Annotated in this window: 15 protein-coding genes; all 15 read right to left on the bottom strand. The window is 68.9% G+C overall.

What is annotated here, in order from left to right; translation table 11 throughout:
- Positions 1-22 precede the first annotated feature (22 nt).
- The gene (locus tag VHR41_00295) at positions 23-1,219 is read right to left on the bottom strand and encodes a CCA tRNA nucleotidyltransferase (GenBank protein ID HEX3232603.1); all 1,197 of its coding nucleotides are present in this window, start codon (positions 1,217-1,219) and stop codon (positions 23-25) included.
- Positions 1,219-2,169: an asparaginase gene (locus VHR41_00290; protein HEX3232602.1), complete on the bottom strand. Its 951-nt coding sequence runs from the start codon at positions 2,167-2,169 to the stop codon at positions 1,219-1,221. Before VHR41_00290 ends, VHR41_00295 begins: the two co-directional genes overlap by 1 nt.
- Positions 2,170-2,173: 4 nt before the next feature.
- The gene (locus VHR41_00285; protein HEX3232601.1) at positions 2,174-2,749 is read right to left on the bottom strand and encodes an SIS domain-containing protein; all 576 of its coding nucleotides are present in this window, start codon (positions 2,747-2,749) and stop codon (positions 2,174-2,176) included.
- The gene (locus tag VHR41_00280; protein ID HEX3232600.1) at positions 2,746-3,507 is read right to left on the bottom strand and encodes a CpsB/CapC family capsule biosynthesis tyrosine phosphatase; all 762 of its coding nucleotides are present in this window, start codon (positions 3,505-3,507) and stop codon (positions 2,746-2,748) included. The genes VHR41_00285 and VHR41_00280 overlap by 4 nt, the downstream gene beginning before the upstream one ends.
- The gene (locus VHR41_00275; GenBank protein ID HEX3232599.1) at positions 3,504-3,803 is read right to left on the bottom strand and encodes a hypothetical protein; all 300 of its coding nucleotides are present in this window, start codon (positions 3,801-3,803) and stop codon (positions 3,504-3,506) included. The genes VHR41_00280 and VHR41_00275 overlap by 4 nt, the downstream gene beginning before the upstream one ends.
- 2 nt (positions 3,804-3,805) lie before the next feature.
- Positions 3,806-6,460 carry an alanine--tRNA ligase gene (alaS, locus tag VHR41_00270; GenBank protein ID HEX3232598.1) on the bottom strand — a complete coding sequence of 885 codons (2,655 nt, stop codon included), beginning with the start codon at positions 6,458-6,460 and terminating at the stop codon, positions 3,806-3,808.
- Positions 6,461-6,548: 88 nt separating this feature from the next.
- Positions 6,549-7,181, bottom strand: a complete 633-nt coding sequence (locus VHR41_00265; GenBank protein HEX3232597.1) for a regulatory protein RecX — start codon at positions 7,179-7,181, stop codon at positions 6,549-6,551.
- On the bottom strand, positions 7,178-8,227 hold the full coding sequence (gene recA / locus VHR41_00260; protein HEX3232596.1) for a recombinase RecA: 1,050 nt from the start codon (positions 8,225-8,227) through the stop codon (positions 7,178-7,180). Before recA ends, VHR41_00265 begins: the two co-directional genes overlap by 4 nt.
- Positions 8,228-8,350: 123 nt before the next feature.
- Positions 8,351-8,752: a YraN family protein gene (locus tag VHR41_00255; GenBank protein HEX3232595.1), complete on the bottom strand. Its 402-nt coding sequence runs from the start codon at positions 8,750-8,752 to the stop codon at positions 8,351-8,353.
- 199 nt (positions 8,753-8,951) lie between these two features.
- The gene (locus VHR41_00250; GenBank protein HEX3232594.1) at positions 8,952-11,225 is read right to left on the bottom strand and encodes a DNA translocase FtsK; all 2,274 of its coding nucleotides are present in this window, start codon (positions 11,223-11,225) and stop codon (positions 8,952-8,954) included.
- Complete coding sequence (locus tag VHR41_00245) at positions 11,222-11,965, bottom strand: 2-phosphosulfolactate phosphatase (protein HEX3232593.1); 744 nt, start codon at positions 11,963-11,965, stop codon at positions 11,222-11,224. Before VHR41_00245 ends, VHR41_00250 begins: the two co-directional genes overlap by 4 nt.
- On the bottom strand, positions 11,962-13,320 hold the full coding sequence (gene accC, locus VHR41_00240) for an acetyl-CoA carboxylase biotin carboxylase subunit (protein ID HEX3232592.1): 1,359 nt from the start codon (positions 13,318-13,320) through the stop codon (positions 11,962-11,964). Before accC ends, VHR41_00245 begins: the two co-directional genes overlap by 4 nt.
- On the bottom strand, positions 13,320-14,501 hold the full coding sequence (locus VHR41_00235) for a PilT/PilU family type 4a pilus ATPase (GenBank protein HEX3232591.1): 1,182 nt from the start codon (positions 14,499-14,501) through the stop codon (positions 13,320-13,322). Before VHR41_00235 ends, accC begins: the two co-directional genes overlap by 1 nt.
- Positions 14,494-15,021, bottom strand: coding sequence for an acetyl-CoA carboxylase biotin carboxyl carrier protein (gene accB, locus VHR41_00230; GenBank protein ID HEX3232590.1), 528 nt, complete (start codon positions 15,019-15,021; stop codon positions 14,494-14,496). Before accB ends, VHR41_00235 begins: the two co-directional genes overlap by 8 nt.
- Complete coding sequence (gene efp / locus VHR41_00225) at positions 15,018-15,578, bottom strand: elongation factor P (protein ID HEX3232589.1); 561 nt, start codon at positions 15,576-15,578, stop codon at positions 15,018-15,020. Before efp ends, accB begins: the two co-directional genes overlap by 4 nt.
- Positions 15,579-15,589 lie beyond the last annotated feature (11 nt).

The following is a 15,589-nucleotide window of genomic DNA, read 5'->3' as shown; positions in this document are numbered from 1 at the left end:
GCCAGAGCAAAGAAGAGCGGGCTCAGAGCATCTCCCGGGCCATCGCCAGCAGGGTCTCGCGGGTATTGAGCGCCGGCGTCTCCAGCACCCGGTCCATCAGCATGGAGAGGATCTCCCCGATCCGGCGTCCGGAGGCGCCGGCGTCCCGCAGATCGTTGCCGGTGATCGCGAGGTCGGCCCGGGTGAGGGCATCGCCCCGCTGACGAACGGCGCGGACCACCGGCGCCCACGCCGGCTCGGCCCCGTGGCGCATGACCCAGAGCGCCAAGAGGTCCTCGGCGGCAGTGCCCACGCGAGACAGCCATCGGCGCACCGCCGGCTCGTCGATGCCTTCCGGCGCGGGCGGTCCCTCGGAGCACGCCGTCCCACGATCCACCTCGGCGCTGGAGGCGCGGAGCCGCCGGAGCACGTGGCCGGGGGTGGCGGTCAGCAGTGCCGTGAGCAGCACCGGATCGCGCCGGTCGAGCGGCAGCTCGGCTGCCCGCGCCAGGATCTCCGGCGGGGTGCGGTCCAGCTCCGGCATCCAATGCGTCGTCGCGCCCACCCCGCGCCAGAGGGAGACCAGCGCCGCCACCGACCGCGCCGTGCGCAGCCCCTTGAACCACTCGTCCCGCACCCGCTCGGCCGAGAGGTTGGCGAGACCGGACGCGGCCCTCCGGCCCGCGGACCAGGTGGCGGGCTCGATGGTGAAGCCGAAGCGAGCGGCGAAGCGGATTCCACGGAGGATCCGGAGATAGTCCTCGCGGAATCGCTGGGCGGGGTCACCGACCGCGCGGACTAGTCCATCCCTCAAATCGCCCAGGCCCCCGAACGGATCCTGCCATTCCCGCCGGATCGGGTGATAGGCGATCGCGTTGATGGTGAAGTCTCGCCGGGCCAGGTCTTCCGCCAGGGATACACCATACTCCACTACCGCGTGTCGTCCGTCGGTGATGACGTCGCGGCGGAAGGTGGTGACCTCATGCAATACCCGCCGGCGGTCGATCACCCCGATGGTCCCATACTTCGCCCCCACGGCGGCGGTCCGTCGGAAGAGCGCCTGCACCTCGGCGGGCGTCGCGGACGTGGCGATGTCGAAATCGGAGACGGCGTGAGGCTCATCGAGCAGCACGTCCCGGAGCGCGCCTCCGACGCACCACGCCTCATGGCCCGCCCGCTCCAACGTGCCGGCGATCTCCAGCACTTCCTCCGGAATGGAGATGGACTGGGGGAGCCTCATCACATGCCGTAGGGCACGCCGGCGGAGAGCGCGATCGTGAGCTCCATCCGGGCCTGGGAGGGCGTCCTGGGACCGGCGGGGATCACTCCCATCGCCACGGTGCGAGCACCGCCGCCGTCGAAGGCGTAGACAGGGATCACCTCGCCGAACGGGCACCGGCTCGCGAGCACGACCGGCTTTCCTTCGTCCAGCCAGCGGCTCATGGCGGGTACCGCCCCGGGCGGGACGTTACCTGCGCCGAAGGCGACCACCACGACCCCGGCTTGGTGCGGACGCGCATGATCGAGCATGCGTCCGTCATCGCCTACGACCACCGGAACCAGCCCGACGTCGGCCGAGAGGCCGTTCCGTGGAGTCGGGGGCGGCAGCTTCGGTGGCACCGGCGCGTGATACGTCACCGTTCCCCCCGCAACCCTGCCGATCGGTCCGGCGTGCGGCGCGGAGAACGCGGCCAGATCGGTCGCGTGGGTCTTGACCGCGGTGACCCCGGAGAACACCTCGCCGTTGAAGACGACCATGGCACCGCGGCCTTGGCTCGCGGGACTCGCGGCCACGGTAGCCGCGTCCGTGAGATTGCGGGGACCGTCCCAGCCGGCATCGCTCGAGGTGCGCATCGCGCCGGTGATGGCGACGGGGATCCGCGGATCGAGCGTCCGGCCGAGCAGGTACGCGGTTTCTTCGATGGTATCGGTTCCGTGGGTGACCACGATCCCCTTGACTTCGCCGGATTCCGCGACCGCGCGCACCCGCTCGCGCAGCGCCCACAGACGGTCGGGCCCGAGATGGCAGGCGGGCAGCTTGGCCCAATTCTCCACCCGGTACTCTCCCAGCCGCTGGAGTCCGGGCGCGAAGCCCACCAGTGTCTCGCCCCCATGGGTGGGAACATTGCCGCCCGCCGCCGGGTCCCGTTGCATGGAGATCGTCCCGCCGGTGAAGAGCAGATGAATCATGTGGTCACGAGCCGCGGAGCAATTCGTCCTCCACCAGCTCGACGATGAGGTGCTCCAGCGCCATGTGCATCACCTGGATCTGGCTGGTCTCGTCCGACCGCACGACGACGGCCTGATCTACCTCCGCCGCGAGCGGCCCGCCATCGCGACCAAGGAAGGCGGCCGTGCCAGCGCCGCGCGCCCGCGCCGCTCGGGCCGCGGCCATCAGGTTGGGGCTCCGGCCGCTGGTACTGTGGAGCACCAGCAGGTCGCCCGGCCCGCAGAGGGCGTCGACCTGGCGGGCAAAGATCTGCTCGAAGCCGAGGTCGTTCCCGGCGGCGGTGAGGAGCGAGGCGTCGGTGGTGAGCGCGACGGCGGCGAACGGCCGCCGGGCGACCCTGAAGCGCACGATGTACTCGGTGGCCAGATGCTGCGCATCCGCCGCGCTTCCGCCGTTCCCACAGAAGTAGAGGGTGCCCCCGTCCCGGAGCACGGCAGCGTAGCGCGCGGCCAGGTCGGCCACCTGCGCACTCAACGACTTGCTCGCGGTGGCCAGGTGGGCCAGCTGGTCGAGTCCCTCCTCCACCCGGGAGCGACTCACTCGTCGCCCTCGAGCAGCTGCCGGATCTTCTGCATCAGGGACTGCTTGAGCTTGATCGGCGGCACCGGGACGAGCGGCTCGTCTCGCAGAATCGCCCCGGGATTTTGAACCGCCAGCAGCTGCGCTTGCTCCTCGCCGTCCTGTTCGACCAGGAAGCCGATGCCGGCGGCGATGGTCCGTTTGTCCCCGTGATTGTCGGCCGCCATGATGTCGGCCAGTCCGAGCGATACCAGCTCCCGAGCCCGATGTCCCCGCGCCTGGGGAGAGAGCAGCGTGGTCGCATCGACCTGCATCCGCGCGCCCAGCTCCCGCCAGAGGGCAACCGCGTCGGGGGAGCAGCAGGTGTACCGTTCGGGGTGGGCGAGCACCGACACCCACCCGGTCTCCGCGATCCGGCTGAGCGCGTTGTTCACGGTGTCTAGCGCCACCATCCGGGGAAACTCGACCAGAATGTACCGCGTGCCGCCAAGGCTAAACGGTCGGGTGGCCTCGGTATCACCTGCCAGCGGCCGATCCAGCATCACCTCCGCGCCACGGTGCAGCCGGGGTGAGGCGGGGGCCTTTGCGCTCAGCGCCCGAAAGGCGTCCTCGTGCCGCGGGTTCGGACCCCGGGACGTCTCGCTGGAGCGAACATGAGGGGTAAGGCAGACGTCGGTGACCCCGAGCCGGCCCATTTCACGCAGCACTCCGACCGATTGCTCCACCGAGCGAGACCCGTCATCCACACCGGGCAGCAAGTGGCAGTGGAGGTCGATCACGCGTCGGGCCGAACCGAATGGAGGATCGAGCCGGCGAACTCGCTCAGCCCCTCCGGAGCGCGCTGTGCCTGGGCCAGGAGGGCGAGCGTGATGAGGGCATCTGCCGCGAGGAGATCGAGCGCCACCGAGCGGTCGCCCGGATGGGTCAGTACCTGATCCAACGCCTGCCGGGCCGCCCGGGCCAGCGCCGCCGGTACCGTGGGCCCGCCGTCGGCCGCCATGACATGCTGCTGGACTCGAGTCCGGAGAGCCGCCGGCGCCTCACTCGTGTGCCGCTCGACCCAATCCGCGAGCACCGTCAGGCGCCGACGCTTTCAGCAACTGGTCGATTGGCCAGCCAGGCGGAGACCAGACCCGGCGTGGCTGCGCGCGCGGCCGTCAGTTTGCCAGGGTCGCCGGCCCCCGCGGAGGCGAAGTGCGGGCGACCACCACCCCGGCCACCGCTCACCGCGGCGATGCGATTCACCAGGTCACCCGCTTTCCGGCCGGCGCTCACCAGATCGTCGGTGAGGGCCACGTGGATGGCACCGCGACCGGTGGTGCTGAACTGGACCAGCACAGCGCTCCGCTTGCCCTCGCGGAAGCGATCGGCGATCTGGCCCGCCTCGTCACGGTCCTCGGTGGTCGTCTCGGCCATGGTGAGCTGCACTCCGTCCACGTCCACGACTTCTCCGGCCGCGGAAGCGCCCGCCCCGGCCTTGAGCGCCTCCGCCAGCCGGGCCTCCAACCGCTGCCGCTCCTCCAGGAGCTGCTCCACCCGGCGCACCAGGTGCTCGGGCTGCGCCTTGAGGGTCTCCGCCACCTGGGCCAGACGCTGCTCCAGCTCTCGGATGGCCCGAAGCGCGCCGGTGCCGGTGACCGCCTCGATGCGCCGCACGCCGGCGGCGACGCCGGTCTGCGCCGAGAAGCGGAAGGTGCCGATCTGACCGGTGCTCCGCACGTGGGTCCCGCCGCAGAGCTCGATCGACGGACCCATCTGCACCACCCGGACTCGGTCACCGTACTTCTCGGAGAAGAAGGCCATGGCGCCGAGCGCGAGGGCGTCGGCGTAGGGCATCTCGCGAGTGGTGACGGGAGTGTTGGCAAGCAGCAGCTCGTTCACCGCCGCCTCGATCGAGTGCAGGGTGCCCGAGTCGATGGGCGCATGATGCGAGAAGTCGAACCGCAGCCGGTCCGGCTCGACCAGCGAGCCCTGCTGGCGCACGTGGGAACCCAGGTGCTTCCGGAGCGCGTAGTGAACCAGGTGGGTGGCGCTGTGGTTCCGCTCGATGTCGTGCCGGCGCGGCGCATCGACCGCGGCGAGCAGCGGCTCGGGGGCGAACTCCTCGGCGAATCTCCCGGACACGACAGTTCCCTTGGGGTCTTTCCGCACCGTGTCCACGGGCAGGGTCCACCCCTGCCCCGACACGGCGCCGACGTCGCTCACCTGGCCACCGGATTCGGCGTAGAACGGGTTCTCCCGCAGGATCAGGTCCACCCGCGGGCCCTCCTGCCGGAAGGCGAGGATGTCGGTGTCGGCCTCGGTACTCTGATAGCCGACGAACTTCTGCTTGCCACGCTTGAGGCTACGCCACTTGCCTGCCTTGGATGTGTGGACGGCTGGAGCCTGCCCAGTCACGATGAGCAACCCAGTCGCGGGGGTCACTCGTGCCGCCCGAGAACGCGCCCGCTGTTCCTCCAGCGCCCGCTCAAACCCGGCCACATCCACCGTGACCCCCCGCTCCCCGGCGATGATCTCGGTCAGATCGATCGGGAAGCCGAAGGTGTCGTACAGCTTGAAGACGTCCTCGCCGGGGATGGCTTTGGCGCCGGAGGCGAAGATCTCCTCCAGCCGCTTGAGGCCGCCCTCGATGGTCTCGAGGAAGCGGAGCTCCTCGGTTTGCGTCACCTCCTGCAGGTATGACTCCTTGGCCACGAGCTCCGGGTACACTCCACCCATCTGCTCGACCACCACTTCGGTGAGCGGGGCGAGCGTGGGCTCCCGCCGGCCGAGCAGCCAGGCGTGCCGCACCGCGCGCCGGAGGATGCGGCGGAGCACGTAGCCCCGGCCTTCGTTGCTGGGGTAGACGCCGTCGGCGAGCAGAAAGCTCACCGCCCGCGCATGATCGGCCAGCACCCGATAGGAGGCGCGCTCGTCGGCGGCCCGGTCGTAGGGGCGTCCGACCAGCTCGCCCACCCGCTCGATGATCGGCAGGAACGCGTCGGTGTGGAAGTTGTCGTCCTCTCCTTGCATGACCGCGGCGATCCGCTCGAGCCCGGCGCCGGTGTCGACCGACGGCTTGGGCAGCGGTGTGAGCGTGCCATCGGCCGATCGGTCGAATTGCATGAAGACCAGGTTCCAGATCTCCAGAAACCGGCCCTCCTCCGCAAGCCGCTCGAACTCGGCCTGGGGGATCTCGGCCGGCGCTTCGCCCGGCCGCCACTCCAGGTCGACGTAGATCTCGCTGCAGGGGCCGCACGGCCCGGTATCGCCCATCTGCCAGAAGTTGTCCTCGTCGCCCAGACCGTAGATCCGATGGTCCGGCAAGCCCGCGATCTCGCGCCAGTAGCCCCGCGCCTCATCGTCGGTGTGGTGGACCGTGACCCGCAGCCGGTCGGCGGGAATGCCGAGATACCTGGTGCCGGTGACGAACTCCCAGGCGTAGGCGACCGCCTCGCGCTTGAAGTAGTCGCCGAAGGAGAAGTTGCCCAGCATCTCGAAAAACGTGTGGTGCCGTTTGGTGTGGCCCACCTGCTCGAGATCGTTGTGCTTGCCGCCGGCCCGCACACACTTCTGGCAGGTGGTGGCACGACTGTACTCCCGCTGCTCCTGGCCCAGGAAGGTGCGCTTGAACTGCACCATGCCCGCGTTGGTGAACAGGAGCGTCGGATCGTCCGCCGGTACCAACGACGAAGAAGGCACCTCTCGGTGCCCCTGGGCGACGAAGAATTCCAGAAACAGGCGTCGGATCATAGTGGACTGCATGGAGACAAAATATAGAGGCACCAGCACCTACGGGCCATGGGCGGCGGTGGGATGCGCGGTCGGCCCGGCGAGGCGATCAGGCCACCACCTTAGCGACGATGTCGGAGATGTCGTGCCCGGTGAAGCCACGGCGCGCGAGATAGGCGAGAATGCGGCGGCGCTTGACCGGCCGCGGCAGATCGCCCAGCTGGGCGGCCCGCTTGGCAGCCAGCGCCTGCGGCACCCTGGTGCGATCGGCCCCCTCCGGCCACTCGGCCGCGAGCGCGCGGTCGATGTGGCCGCGGTCGACTCCCATGGCCAGGAGATCGCGCATCAGGCGGCCGGGACCCCGGCCGCGCGCGGCGCGGGTGCGCACGAAGTCCCGCGCGAACGCCCCATCCTCCAGCAAGCCCATTTCCGCCCCACGGGCCAATGCCGCCTCGACGGCCGGACGAGGATGACCCTTCCGCAGCAGCCGTCGCTCCAGGTCTCGCCGGGCGAACGAGCGTCGCTCCAGTGCGCGGAGCACCGTGTGAAACGCCGCCTCCGCATCCGCCGCCTGGGTCAGACGCGGTTGCAGCTCCGGAACTACCGGCTTCCCCACCGCGAGGCCGGCCGCGGAAGCGAACTCCCGCGGTACGGCCCCGAACTTCACGCCGTCGATGGCGAGGCGGACCGTGCCTGGCCGGCGGGGATCCGGCTCGACGGCGGTGATGATCGGCAGGGTCACTCCTCGTCGTCTCCCCGCGCCGCGCTCGCCACCGCATGCATGCCGAGGAGTTCCTTCACCTTCCCCTCGACCTCGGCCATGAGCGGCGGATTGTCGCGCAGGAAGAGCTTGGCGTTCTCCCGTCCCTGGCCGATCCGCTGATCGCCGTAGGAGTACCAGGCGCCAGATTTCTGAATGATGTTGGCCTCGGAGGCGAGATCGACCAGCAGCGAGGTGTGGCTGATCCCCTCGTCGAACATGATGTCGAACTCGGCCTGGCGGAACGGCGGCGCGACCTTGTTCTTCACCACCTTCACCCGCACGTGGTTCCCGATGACCGCTTCGCGCTCCTTGACCGGACCGATCCGGCGAATGTCGAGCCGCAGGGAAGCGTAGAACTTGAGGGCCTTGCCGCCGGTGGTGGTCTCCGGGTTGCCGAACATGACCCCGATCTTCTCCCGCAGCTGGTTGATGAACACCACCGCGCAGTTGGACCGGTTGATGGCCCCCGCGAGCTTGCGGAGCGCCTGGCTCATGAGGCGGGCCTGGAGCCCGACGTGGCTGTCACCCATCTCGCCCTCGATTTCGGCCTTGGGCACCAGTGCCGCCACCGAGTCGATGACGACGATGTCCACCGCACCCGAGCGCACCAGGATCTCCACGATCTCCAGCGCCTGCTCGCCGGTATCGGGCTGGGAGACCAGCAGGTTCTCGATGTCGACGCCGAGCTTCTTGGCGTATTCGATGTCGAGCGCGTGCTCCGCGTCCACGTAGGCGGCGACGCCGCCCATCCGCTGCACGTTGGCCGCCAGATGCAGGGTGAGAGTGGTCTTGCCCGACGATTCGGGCCCGTAGATCTCGGTGATGCGGCCGCGGGGAATGCCGCCGACGCCGGTGGCGGCATCCAGGTTGATGGCGCCGGTGGGGATGGCAGCCACCTTCACCCGGGGCGACTCGCTGCCCATCCGCATGATGGAGCCCTTACCGAGCTGCTTCTCGATCTGGGAGATGGCGAGCCCGAGGGCCTTCCGGCGATCGGCATCGAGCCGGGTCTCTTCTGCGGCCATTGTATCCTCTGATGTGTTGTAGTGGCTGATTTTGCTACACCGGAATACCTGCCTTGAACCTAATACCGAAAAGGAGCCGAATCAAGAGTAGATATGTGACTTGTTTTGCTCCACCAGAAAGCCTCAAAGACGCCACGCATCCTCCAGGTGCTCAATGGCGTACCCGCCACCCGCCCGGAACTGAATGGCGATGACGTCGAACCGGTACTCGTCGTTCGGGCGGCCGTGGCGCACCTGCCAGAGCGCCGCGACCTTGCCGAGGATGCGCCGCTTCTGCCAGCGGACGCTCTCCTGGGGGATGCCGCACAGCAGGGAGCCACGCGCCTTCACCTCCACGAACGCCACCAGTGAACCGCGCCGCGCCACCACGTCCACGTCGTGACGGCCCAAGCGGAAACGATGCCCTTCGATGTGCCACCCGCAGCTGGTGAGGAACGCCATCGCGATTCGTTCCCCCCAGAGCCCCCGCCGCTGACGTGCGTCTTCCCATTGCGAGGTCGGGGTGAAGCGTCGGGTGGGTCGCATGGTGCACGGTATCGGCGAGCGGCGGTGGGGGCGCCACCATTCCGGTGAGGAAGGGGGCCACAAAGCGCCGGAACGGTCGACCGGCGCTGAGGACGTCCGGACGCTACCGCTGGATTCGAGTCGTGGTCGTTGGAAGGAGAAGGCGTGCCACCGATCGCGTGCGCCTTGAGTCGGCGGGGCACCCCTCAGGCCATGTCGTTCACCGGCAGTATTCGTCGATCTGCTCGATCCCGATCCGCACATCCCGCGGCTTGCTTCCGTTGGCGGGGCCCAGGATGCCGGCCTCCTCGAGTTGGTCCATGATCCGCGCTGCCCGCCCGTAGCCGATACCCAGCTTCCGCTGCAGCAGCGAGGTCGAGCCGCCCTGGTTCTGCACGCAGGCGATGGCGGCGTCCTTGAACTGCGGGTCACGCTCCCCGGGGTCGGTGGCCTCGTCGCCTCCTTCCCCTTCGGCCTCCGGCACCTCGTCGAGGATGTTGCTCTCCGCCAGCTCCGCCATCCCCCGGTGGTCCCGTTCCTCGCGCCACTGGCGGTACCGCTCCATGATGCGCTCGCTCTCCTCGGTGGAGATGTACGCGCCCTGCAGCCGCATCGGGTCGCTCTTGCCCGGCTCGAGAAACAGCATGTCGCCTTTCCCCAGCAGCGCCTCCGAGCCGTTCTGGTCCAGGATGGTGCGGCTGTCCACCTTGGAGGCGACCCGGAAAGCGATCCGGCTGGGAAAGTTCGCCTTGATGAGACCGGTGATGACATTCACCGAGGGGCGCTGGGTGGCCAGGATGAGGTGGAGCCCAACGGCGCGTGCCTTCTGCGCCAGCCGGGCCAGCGGCGTTTCGACCTCTGTCTGCACCGTCATCATCAGGTCGGCCAGCTCGTCGACCACCACGACGATGAGCGGCAGCTTCCCTTCGGTGTAGGTGTCACCCACCGGCGCCGGCGGCGGGGTGTCGGGCGGCTCGGCTACGATGTCGGTGAGGGTCACCCGGCGCGGCACCGGATTCCGGAGCGGCTTGCCCTCCAGGACCTTGCGGTTGAAGTCGCTGAGATTGCGGGCACCGTTGGCCTCCAGCAGAACGTAGCGGCGCTCCATCTCACCGACAGCCCACTTGAGGACCCGCGCGGCCTCCTTGTTGTTGGTGACGACCGGGTGCCGCAAGTGGGGGAGGTCCTTGTACATCGACAGCTCCACCATCTTGGGATCGATCATCAGCAGGCGGAGATCTTCCTTGTGCTGGTAGTGGTAGATCAGCGAGGTGATGATGGCGTTGATTCCGACCGACTTGCCGGTGCCGGTGGCGCCCGCGATGAGCAGGTGCGGCATCTTGGCCAGATCCGCGATGACCGGGCGGCCCTCGAGGTCGAGCCCCAGCGCTACCGGCAGGAGCCGCTCCTCGCCGCTCCACTGCTCGTCTTCCAGCAGCTCGCGCAGCAGCACCACGCGCGATTTCGGGTTGGGCACTTCGACGCCGACCATGTCGCGCCCGGGAATCCGGGCGACCCGGATCGAGCGCGCGCTCATCTTGAGCGCGAGGTCGTCGGCCAGGGTGACCAGGCGGTTCATCTTGACTCCGGCCCGGAGTCGAACGCCGTACTGGGTCACCACTGGTCCGGTGGTCCGGCCCGCCACGTCGCCCTCGACCTTGAACTCCGCCAGGGTGGACTCGAGCCGCTCCTGCAGCACGTCGAGCTCGGCCTCGCCGGCATCCACTGCCTTGGCACGCGGCGCCTCCAGCAGCTCGACGTCCCAGACCGGGCCGAGCTCCTTCTGCCCGGGAGCCCGTCTCGGGTCTGGCCGCTTGCCAGGCTTGAGCCTTCCGGTCTTCCCATCGCCGCGAGCCGCGGCTGGCTTGACCGGCCCATCGGCCCGGGGCAGCGCCGGTGGGTCTTCCTCTCCCTTGGCCGCCGAGGCCGGTGCCTTGCGTGCGCGACCCTCGGCATTGCTGCCAGTGGTGCCCGGCGTGAACGGCGACTCCGGCTTCCGTTCTAGCGGCTGCAGCGGGTGCCAAGCGAACGTCGCGAGGGTGAGTGCGGTGAGCGCCAGGAAGCCCACCAGGACGGCGCCCGCGGTGCCGACGCCCATGGGGATCTCCACCGCGAAGAAGCCCGGCACCACGCCCACCATTCGGCCGAGCAGTCGCTGATTGTCGAGGTCGCGGACGCTGACGTGCAGGAGGACTCCGACCAGGTAGGGGAGCAGCACGCTGAGACCGACGATGAGGAACGCCGCGCGCTTCATGTCCAGCGTGCCGAGCCGCTCGAAGCCGGCCAGCGCGAGCGCGATCCCGAGCACCGGAATGCCCAGCGCGCCGGCACCCAGCACCCGCCAGAGCGTCGCGCCCAGCGCGTGCCCGATGGGCCCGGTCACCGACAGAGGCAGCAGGGTGAGCCCGACGAACAGACCGATCACCAGCGCGGTGACCGCGCCGAACCGTCTCCGCTGCACTCCGCCCGCTGGGCGGCCGTTCTCGGTCGTCATACCGGCACTGGCGCGAGCGTCACCCGGCGTTCGTGGAAATACGGCAGGACCGGGTAGGCGTCGAGGTGGGCCGCGTCGACGACGTCGTCCCGAAAGCCCAGCTTGATCAGCTCCCGGCCGGCCCGGCTGTAGGCCAGCGGGCGCTCCCAGTTGTCGCCGTACCGGCGCACCAGGTCGAGGCTGGCGATGCCCGCGTCGCTCAACCACCGCCGGGGTCGCCGGTCGCCCAGCACCGCGGCCACCAGCCTGCCGGCGCAGTAGGCGTCATCCAGCGAGAAGGCGCCGTCCCGACCCGCACATACCACCAGCAGGTCGCCATCGCGCTCCAGGGCCTCGCGCGCCTTCTCCGCGGCCAGGCTCAGATTAGCGGCACACGCGGGGTAGACGGCGGCCGCGCCCTGGCAGGCGAGCAGGGCCTTGGTCCCGTTGGTGGTGGTGATGATGATGGTCTTCCCCCGCACCGCGGACTCGGTCATCTCCAGCGGGCTGTTCCCCAGGTGAAAGCCGGGAATCCGCACGCAGTTCTTCTCTCCCGCGAGCAGCACGTCCGCGCTCCCGATGGTCTGTGCCAGGCGGAGCGCCTCCTCGGTGGATGCCACCGGGATCATCGCCTTGGCGCCGCGGGTCAGCGCCGCGCACATCGCGGTGGTGGCGCGGAGGATGTCCAGCACGAACACGGTCCGGCCCTGCACCTCGGCGGGGATCAGTCCGACTGGAGTGAAGAGGACGTCGAGCCTCATGTCTCTGGTCTGAGCAGCTGCGGCTCCCGCTCGAGGAATCGGGTGTCCACCGCGCCGGCCACGAAGTCAGGGTGGCGGATCACCCGGGCGAGAAAGGGAATCGTGGTGGTCACACCCTCGAGGATGAAGCTGTCGAGCGCCTGACCCATCCGGGTCAGCGCCTCCGCGCGATCGTTGCCGTGCACGATGACCTTGGCCAGCAGCGAGTCGTAGTACGGCGGCACCGCATAGCCCGCATAGACGTGGGTATCGACCCGGACTCCGGGGCCGCCCGGCGGATGGTACGCCGTGATCAGCCCCGGCGACGGCTGGAAGCCGCGGTAGGGATCCTCGGCGTTGATCCGGCACTCGATGGCGTGCCCGCGCAGCCGGCGCCCGTCGCCCTGGAATCCGATCGGCTCGCCCGCGGCCACCCGGATCTGCTCCTTGACCAGGTCGAAGCTGGTCACCATCTCGGTGACCGGGTGCTCCACTTGGATCCGGGTGTTCATCTCCATGAAATAGAACTGCCCGTCGGTATCGAGCAGGAACTCGATCGTGCCCGCCCCACAGTAGCCGATGTTGGAGGCCAGCGCCACGGCGGCATCGCCCATGCGTCCGCGCAGCTCCATGTCGAGCGCCGGGCTGGGACTCTCCTCGACCAGCTTCTGATGCCGCCGCTGAATGGAGCAGTCGCGCTCGCCCAGATGGACCACTCTGCCGAACGCGTCGCCCATGACCTGGATCTCGACGTGCCGCGGGTGCTCCAGATATTTCTCCACGTAGACCGCACCGTTGCCGAACGCGGAGAGCGCCTCGTTCTGCGCCAGGCCGAACAGCTGACTGAAGCTCTCCGGGTCCGGCGCGATCCGCATCCCTTTGCCGCCGCCGCCGGCGGTCGCCTTGATGATCACCGGGAAGCCGATCTGGGTGGCGAACAACAGGGCGTCGTCCGGGTCGTCGATCGTGCCGGGAGACCCGGGCACCGTGGGAACGGTGGCCTCCTGCGCCAGCCGGCGGGCCGTGGCCTTGTCGCCCATCTGCCGGATCTGGTCGCCGGTGGGGCCGATGAAGGTGATGTTGGACGCGCGGCAGGTGTCGGCGAACTCGGCGTTCTCCGCCAGGAAGCCGTAACCCGGGTGGATGGCGTCCGCCCCGGTGATCTCGGCGGCGGCGATCAGGTGGGGGATCCGCAGGTAGGACGCCCGGCTCGGCGGCGGGCCGATGCACACGTCGTCATCGGCGAAGCGCACGTGCAGCGATTCGCGGTCGGCCTCGCTGTACACGGCCACCGTCTCGATGCCGAGCTCGCGGCACGCGCGAATGACCCGCAAGGCGATCTCCCCGCGGTTCGCGATCAATACCTTCCGGAACATCAGGGTGTCAGGTCCAGCGAGCGGGCTGCCGACGAGTCGCCGGTGATCTCGGTGAAGGTGCGATCGGACGCGGAGTCGACGCCCGAGACCCGGAGGGCGAACTCGCTCGGGTTGGTCGAATAGAACAGCGCGCTCTCGTAGGAGATCATCCCGTCCTTGAACCAGCGCATGAGCGACTGGTCGAACGACTGCATGCCGTAGGAGACCGTCCCCTCGGCGATGAGGTCGGGGATGTTGAGGGCCTTCTCGATGTCGCGGATGTTGTCCGCCACCGCGGCGGTGTTGATCAGCACCTCGGCGGCCGGCACCCGCCCGCGGCCGTCGGCCCGCGGCACCAGCCGGAGCGAGACCACGGCCTGGAGCGCCGTGGCCAGCAGCATCCGGATCTCCTGATGCTGGTAGGGCGGGTAGAACGAGATGATGCGGTTGAGCGTCTGGGTGGCGTCGGTGGTGTGGAGGGTGGAGAACACCAGGTGCCCGGTATCGGCGGCCTTGAGGGCGGTGTCCAGGGTCTCGGTGTCGCGGATCTCGCCCACCAGGATCACGTCGGGGTCCTGCCGGAGGACGTGCCGGAGCGCGGAGGCGAAGGAGAGCGTGTCGCTGCCGACCTCGCGCTGCGAGATGTTAGACATCACGTCCCGGTGGAGGAACTCGATCGGGTCTTCGATGGTGATCACGTTCACCCGGCGATTCTGATTCACGTGATTGATCATCGCCGCCAGCGCCGTTGACTTGCCCGAGCCGGTGATTCCGGTAACCAGGATCAGCCCGCGCGGCTTGAGCGCGATCTCCTCCAGCACCTTGGGCAGGTGCAGCTCTTCGATGGTCTTCACCTCGTACGGGATGGCCCGGAAGGCGAATGCCAGCGTGCCGCGCTGCTGATAGATGTTGGTGCGGAAGCGGCCCACGCCCGGCACCCCGATGGCGAAATCCGCCTCCTTCTTCTCCGCGAACTCCTTCACCTGCCGCGGCGTCATCACCTGCTCCGCCAGCAGCTTGAGATCCTCCGGCTTGACCGGCGGCATTTCCAGGGACTGCAGCTCGCCGTTGAGTCGCACGGTCGGCGGCCGGCCGACCTTGAGCAGGAGGTCGGACGCGTTCTTCTGGACCATCTGGCCGATGGTCTGCTTGAAGTTGAAGGTGGCAGTGGCGGCAGGCGCCGCACCGGCGGGCTCAGCCATGGGGATCGACCCGGAAGAGCACCTGGCCGAACTCGACCGGCTGCCCGTCTTCCACGCTGATCTCCCGGATGACCCCGGCGATCTCGGCCTCGATCTCGTTCATGATCTTCATCGCCTCGATGATGCAGACGGTCTGCCCGGGAGTGATCCGGCTGCCCGGCTTCACATAGGACTCGGCCCCAGGCTCAGGGGATTTGTAGAAGGTGCCGACCATGGGGGACTTGATCTCCTTGAGCGCGGCCACCACCGACCCGCGGGAGGCCTCCCGGGCTTCCGGCGCCGGACCAGGCGGGAGCGCCGGGGGGTGGTACGCCGGGGGCGGCGGCGCGGCCGCCGGCGCCGCCGAAGTACGGGTGATGACGACGCCGGTCCCGAACCAGCCCTTCACTTCGATCGACCCGATCTCGGGCGATTCGCGCAGCAGCTGCGCCAGCCCCTGCACATCCTGGAGCTCGATCGACTTGATGCCCGGGACCGTCTGCAGCAGCTCGGCCAACTGCTTCATCTCCTGGGGCGTCATACGCGGGTGAGGTACTTGTCTTCGCGGCGATCGACCCGGATCACTTGGCCCTCCTCGATGAAGAGCGGGACCTGCACCGTGGCGCCGGTTTCCAGGGTGGCCGGTTTGGTCGCCCCGGTGGCGGTGTCACCCCGAACCCCTGGATCGGTTCGGGTGACCGCGAGCTCGACGAAGAACGGCAGATCGACCAGGATCACCCGGTCGTCGTGCACCAGCCCCTCGCATTCCATGCCTTCCTTGAGGTAGCGCAGCTGATCGGTCCCGATGAGGTCCTCGGTCAGCATGATATCGTCGAAGGTCTGCTGGTCCATGAAGTGGTAGAAGTGCCCGTCGGCGTAGGAGAACTGGATCGGACGCCGCTCCAGCCGGACGTCGGTCACTCGCTCACCCGCGTTGAAGGTGCGCTCCAGCACGGCCCCGGTCCGGATGTTCTTGAGCTTGGTGCGTACGAACGCCCCGCCTTTCCCCGGCTTCACGTGCTGGAAGTACACCATCTGGAGCAGGTGCCCGTCGATCTCCAGCACCAGCCCATTCTTGAAATCGGCCGTCGTCGCCACTGATACTCCCT

This window comes from Gemmatimonadales bacterium, assembly GCA_036265815.1.
Taxonomy (GTDB): Bacteria; Gemmatimonadota; Gemmatimonadetes; order Gemmatimonadales; family GWC2-71-9; genus CAVVWJ01.
This window is presented reverse-complemented; position numbering and strand designations above follow the sequence as displayed.

What these genes read in the sequence shown, in the direction of transcription:
- VHR41_00295 (HEX3232603.1), bottom strand. Translation starts at nt 1,219, where the DNA reads ATGAGGCTCCCCCAGTCCATCTCCATTCCGGAGGAAGTGCTGGAGATC.
- VHR41_00290 (HEX3232602.1), bottom strand. Translation starts at nt 2,169, where the DNA reads ATGATTCATCTGCTCTTCACCGGCGGGACGATCTCCATGCAACGGGAC.
- alaS (HEX3232598.1), bottom strand. Translation starts at nt 6,460, where the DNA reads ATGATCCGACGCCTGTTTCTGGAATTCTTCGTCGCCCAGGGGCACCGA.
- recA (HEX3232596.1), bottom strand. Translation starts at nt 8,227, where the DNA reads ATGGCCGCAGAAGAGACCCGGCTCGATGCCGATCGCCGGAAGGCCCTC.
- VHR41_00255 (HEX3232595.1), bottom strand. Translation starts at nt 8,752, where the DNA reads ATGCGACCCACCCGACGCTTCACCCCGACCTCGCAATGGGAAGACGCA.
- VHR41_00250 (HEX3232594.1), bottom strand. Translation starts at nt 11,225, where the DNA reads ATGACGACCGAGAACGGCCGCCCAGCGGGCGGAGTGCAGCGGAGACGG.
- VHR41_00245 (HEX3232593.1), bottom strand. Translation starts at nt 11,965, where the DNA reads ATGAGGCTCGACGTCCTCTTCACTCCAGTCGGACTGATCCCCGCCGAG.
- accC (HEX3232592.1), bottom strand. Translation starts at nt 13,320, where the DNA reads ATGTTCCGGAAGGTATTGATCGCGAACCGCGGGGAGATCGCCTTGCGG.
- VHR41_00235 (HEX3232591.1), bottom strand. Translation starts at nt 14,501, where the DNA reads ATGGCTGAGCCCGCCGGTGCGGCGCCTGCCGCCACTGCCACCTTCAAC.
- accB (HEX3232590.1), bottom strand. Translation starts at nt 15,021, where the DNA reads ATGACGCCCCAGGAGATGAAGCAGTTGGCCGAGCTGCTGCAGACGGTC.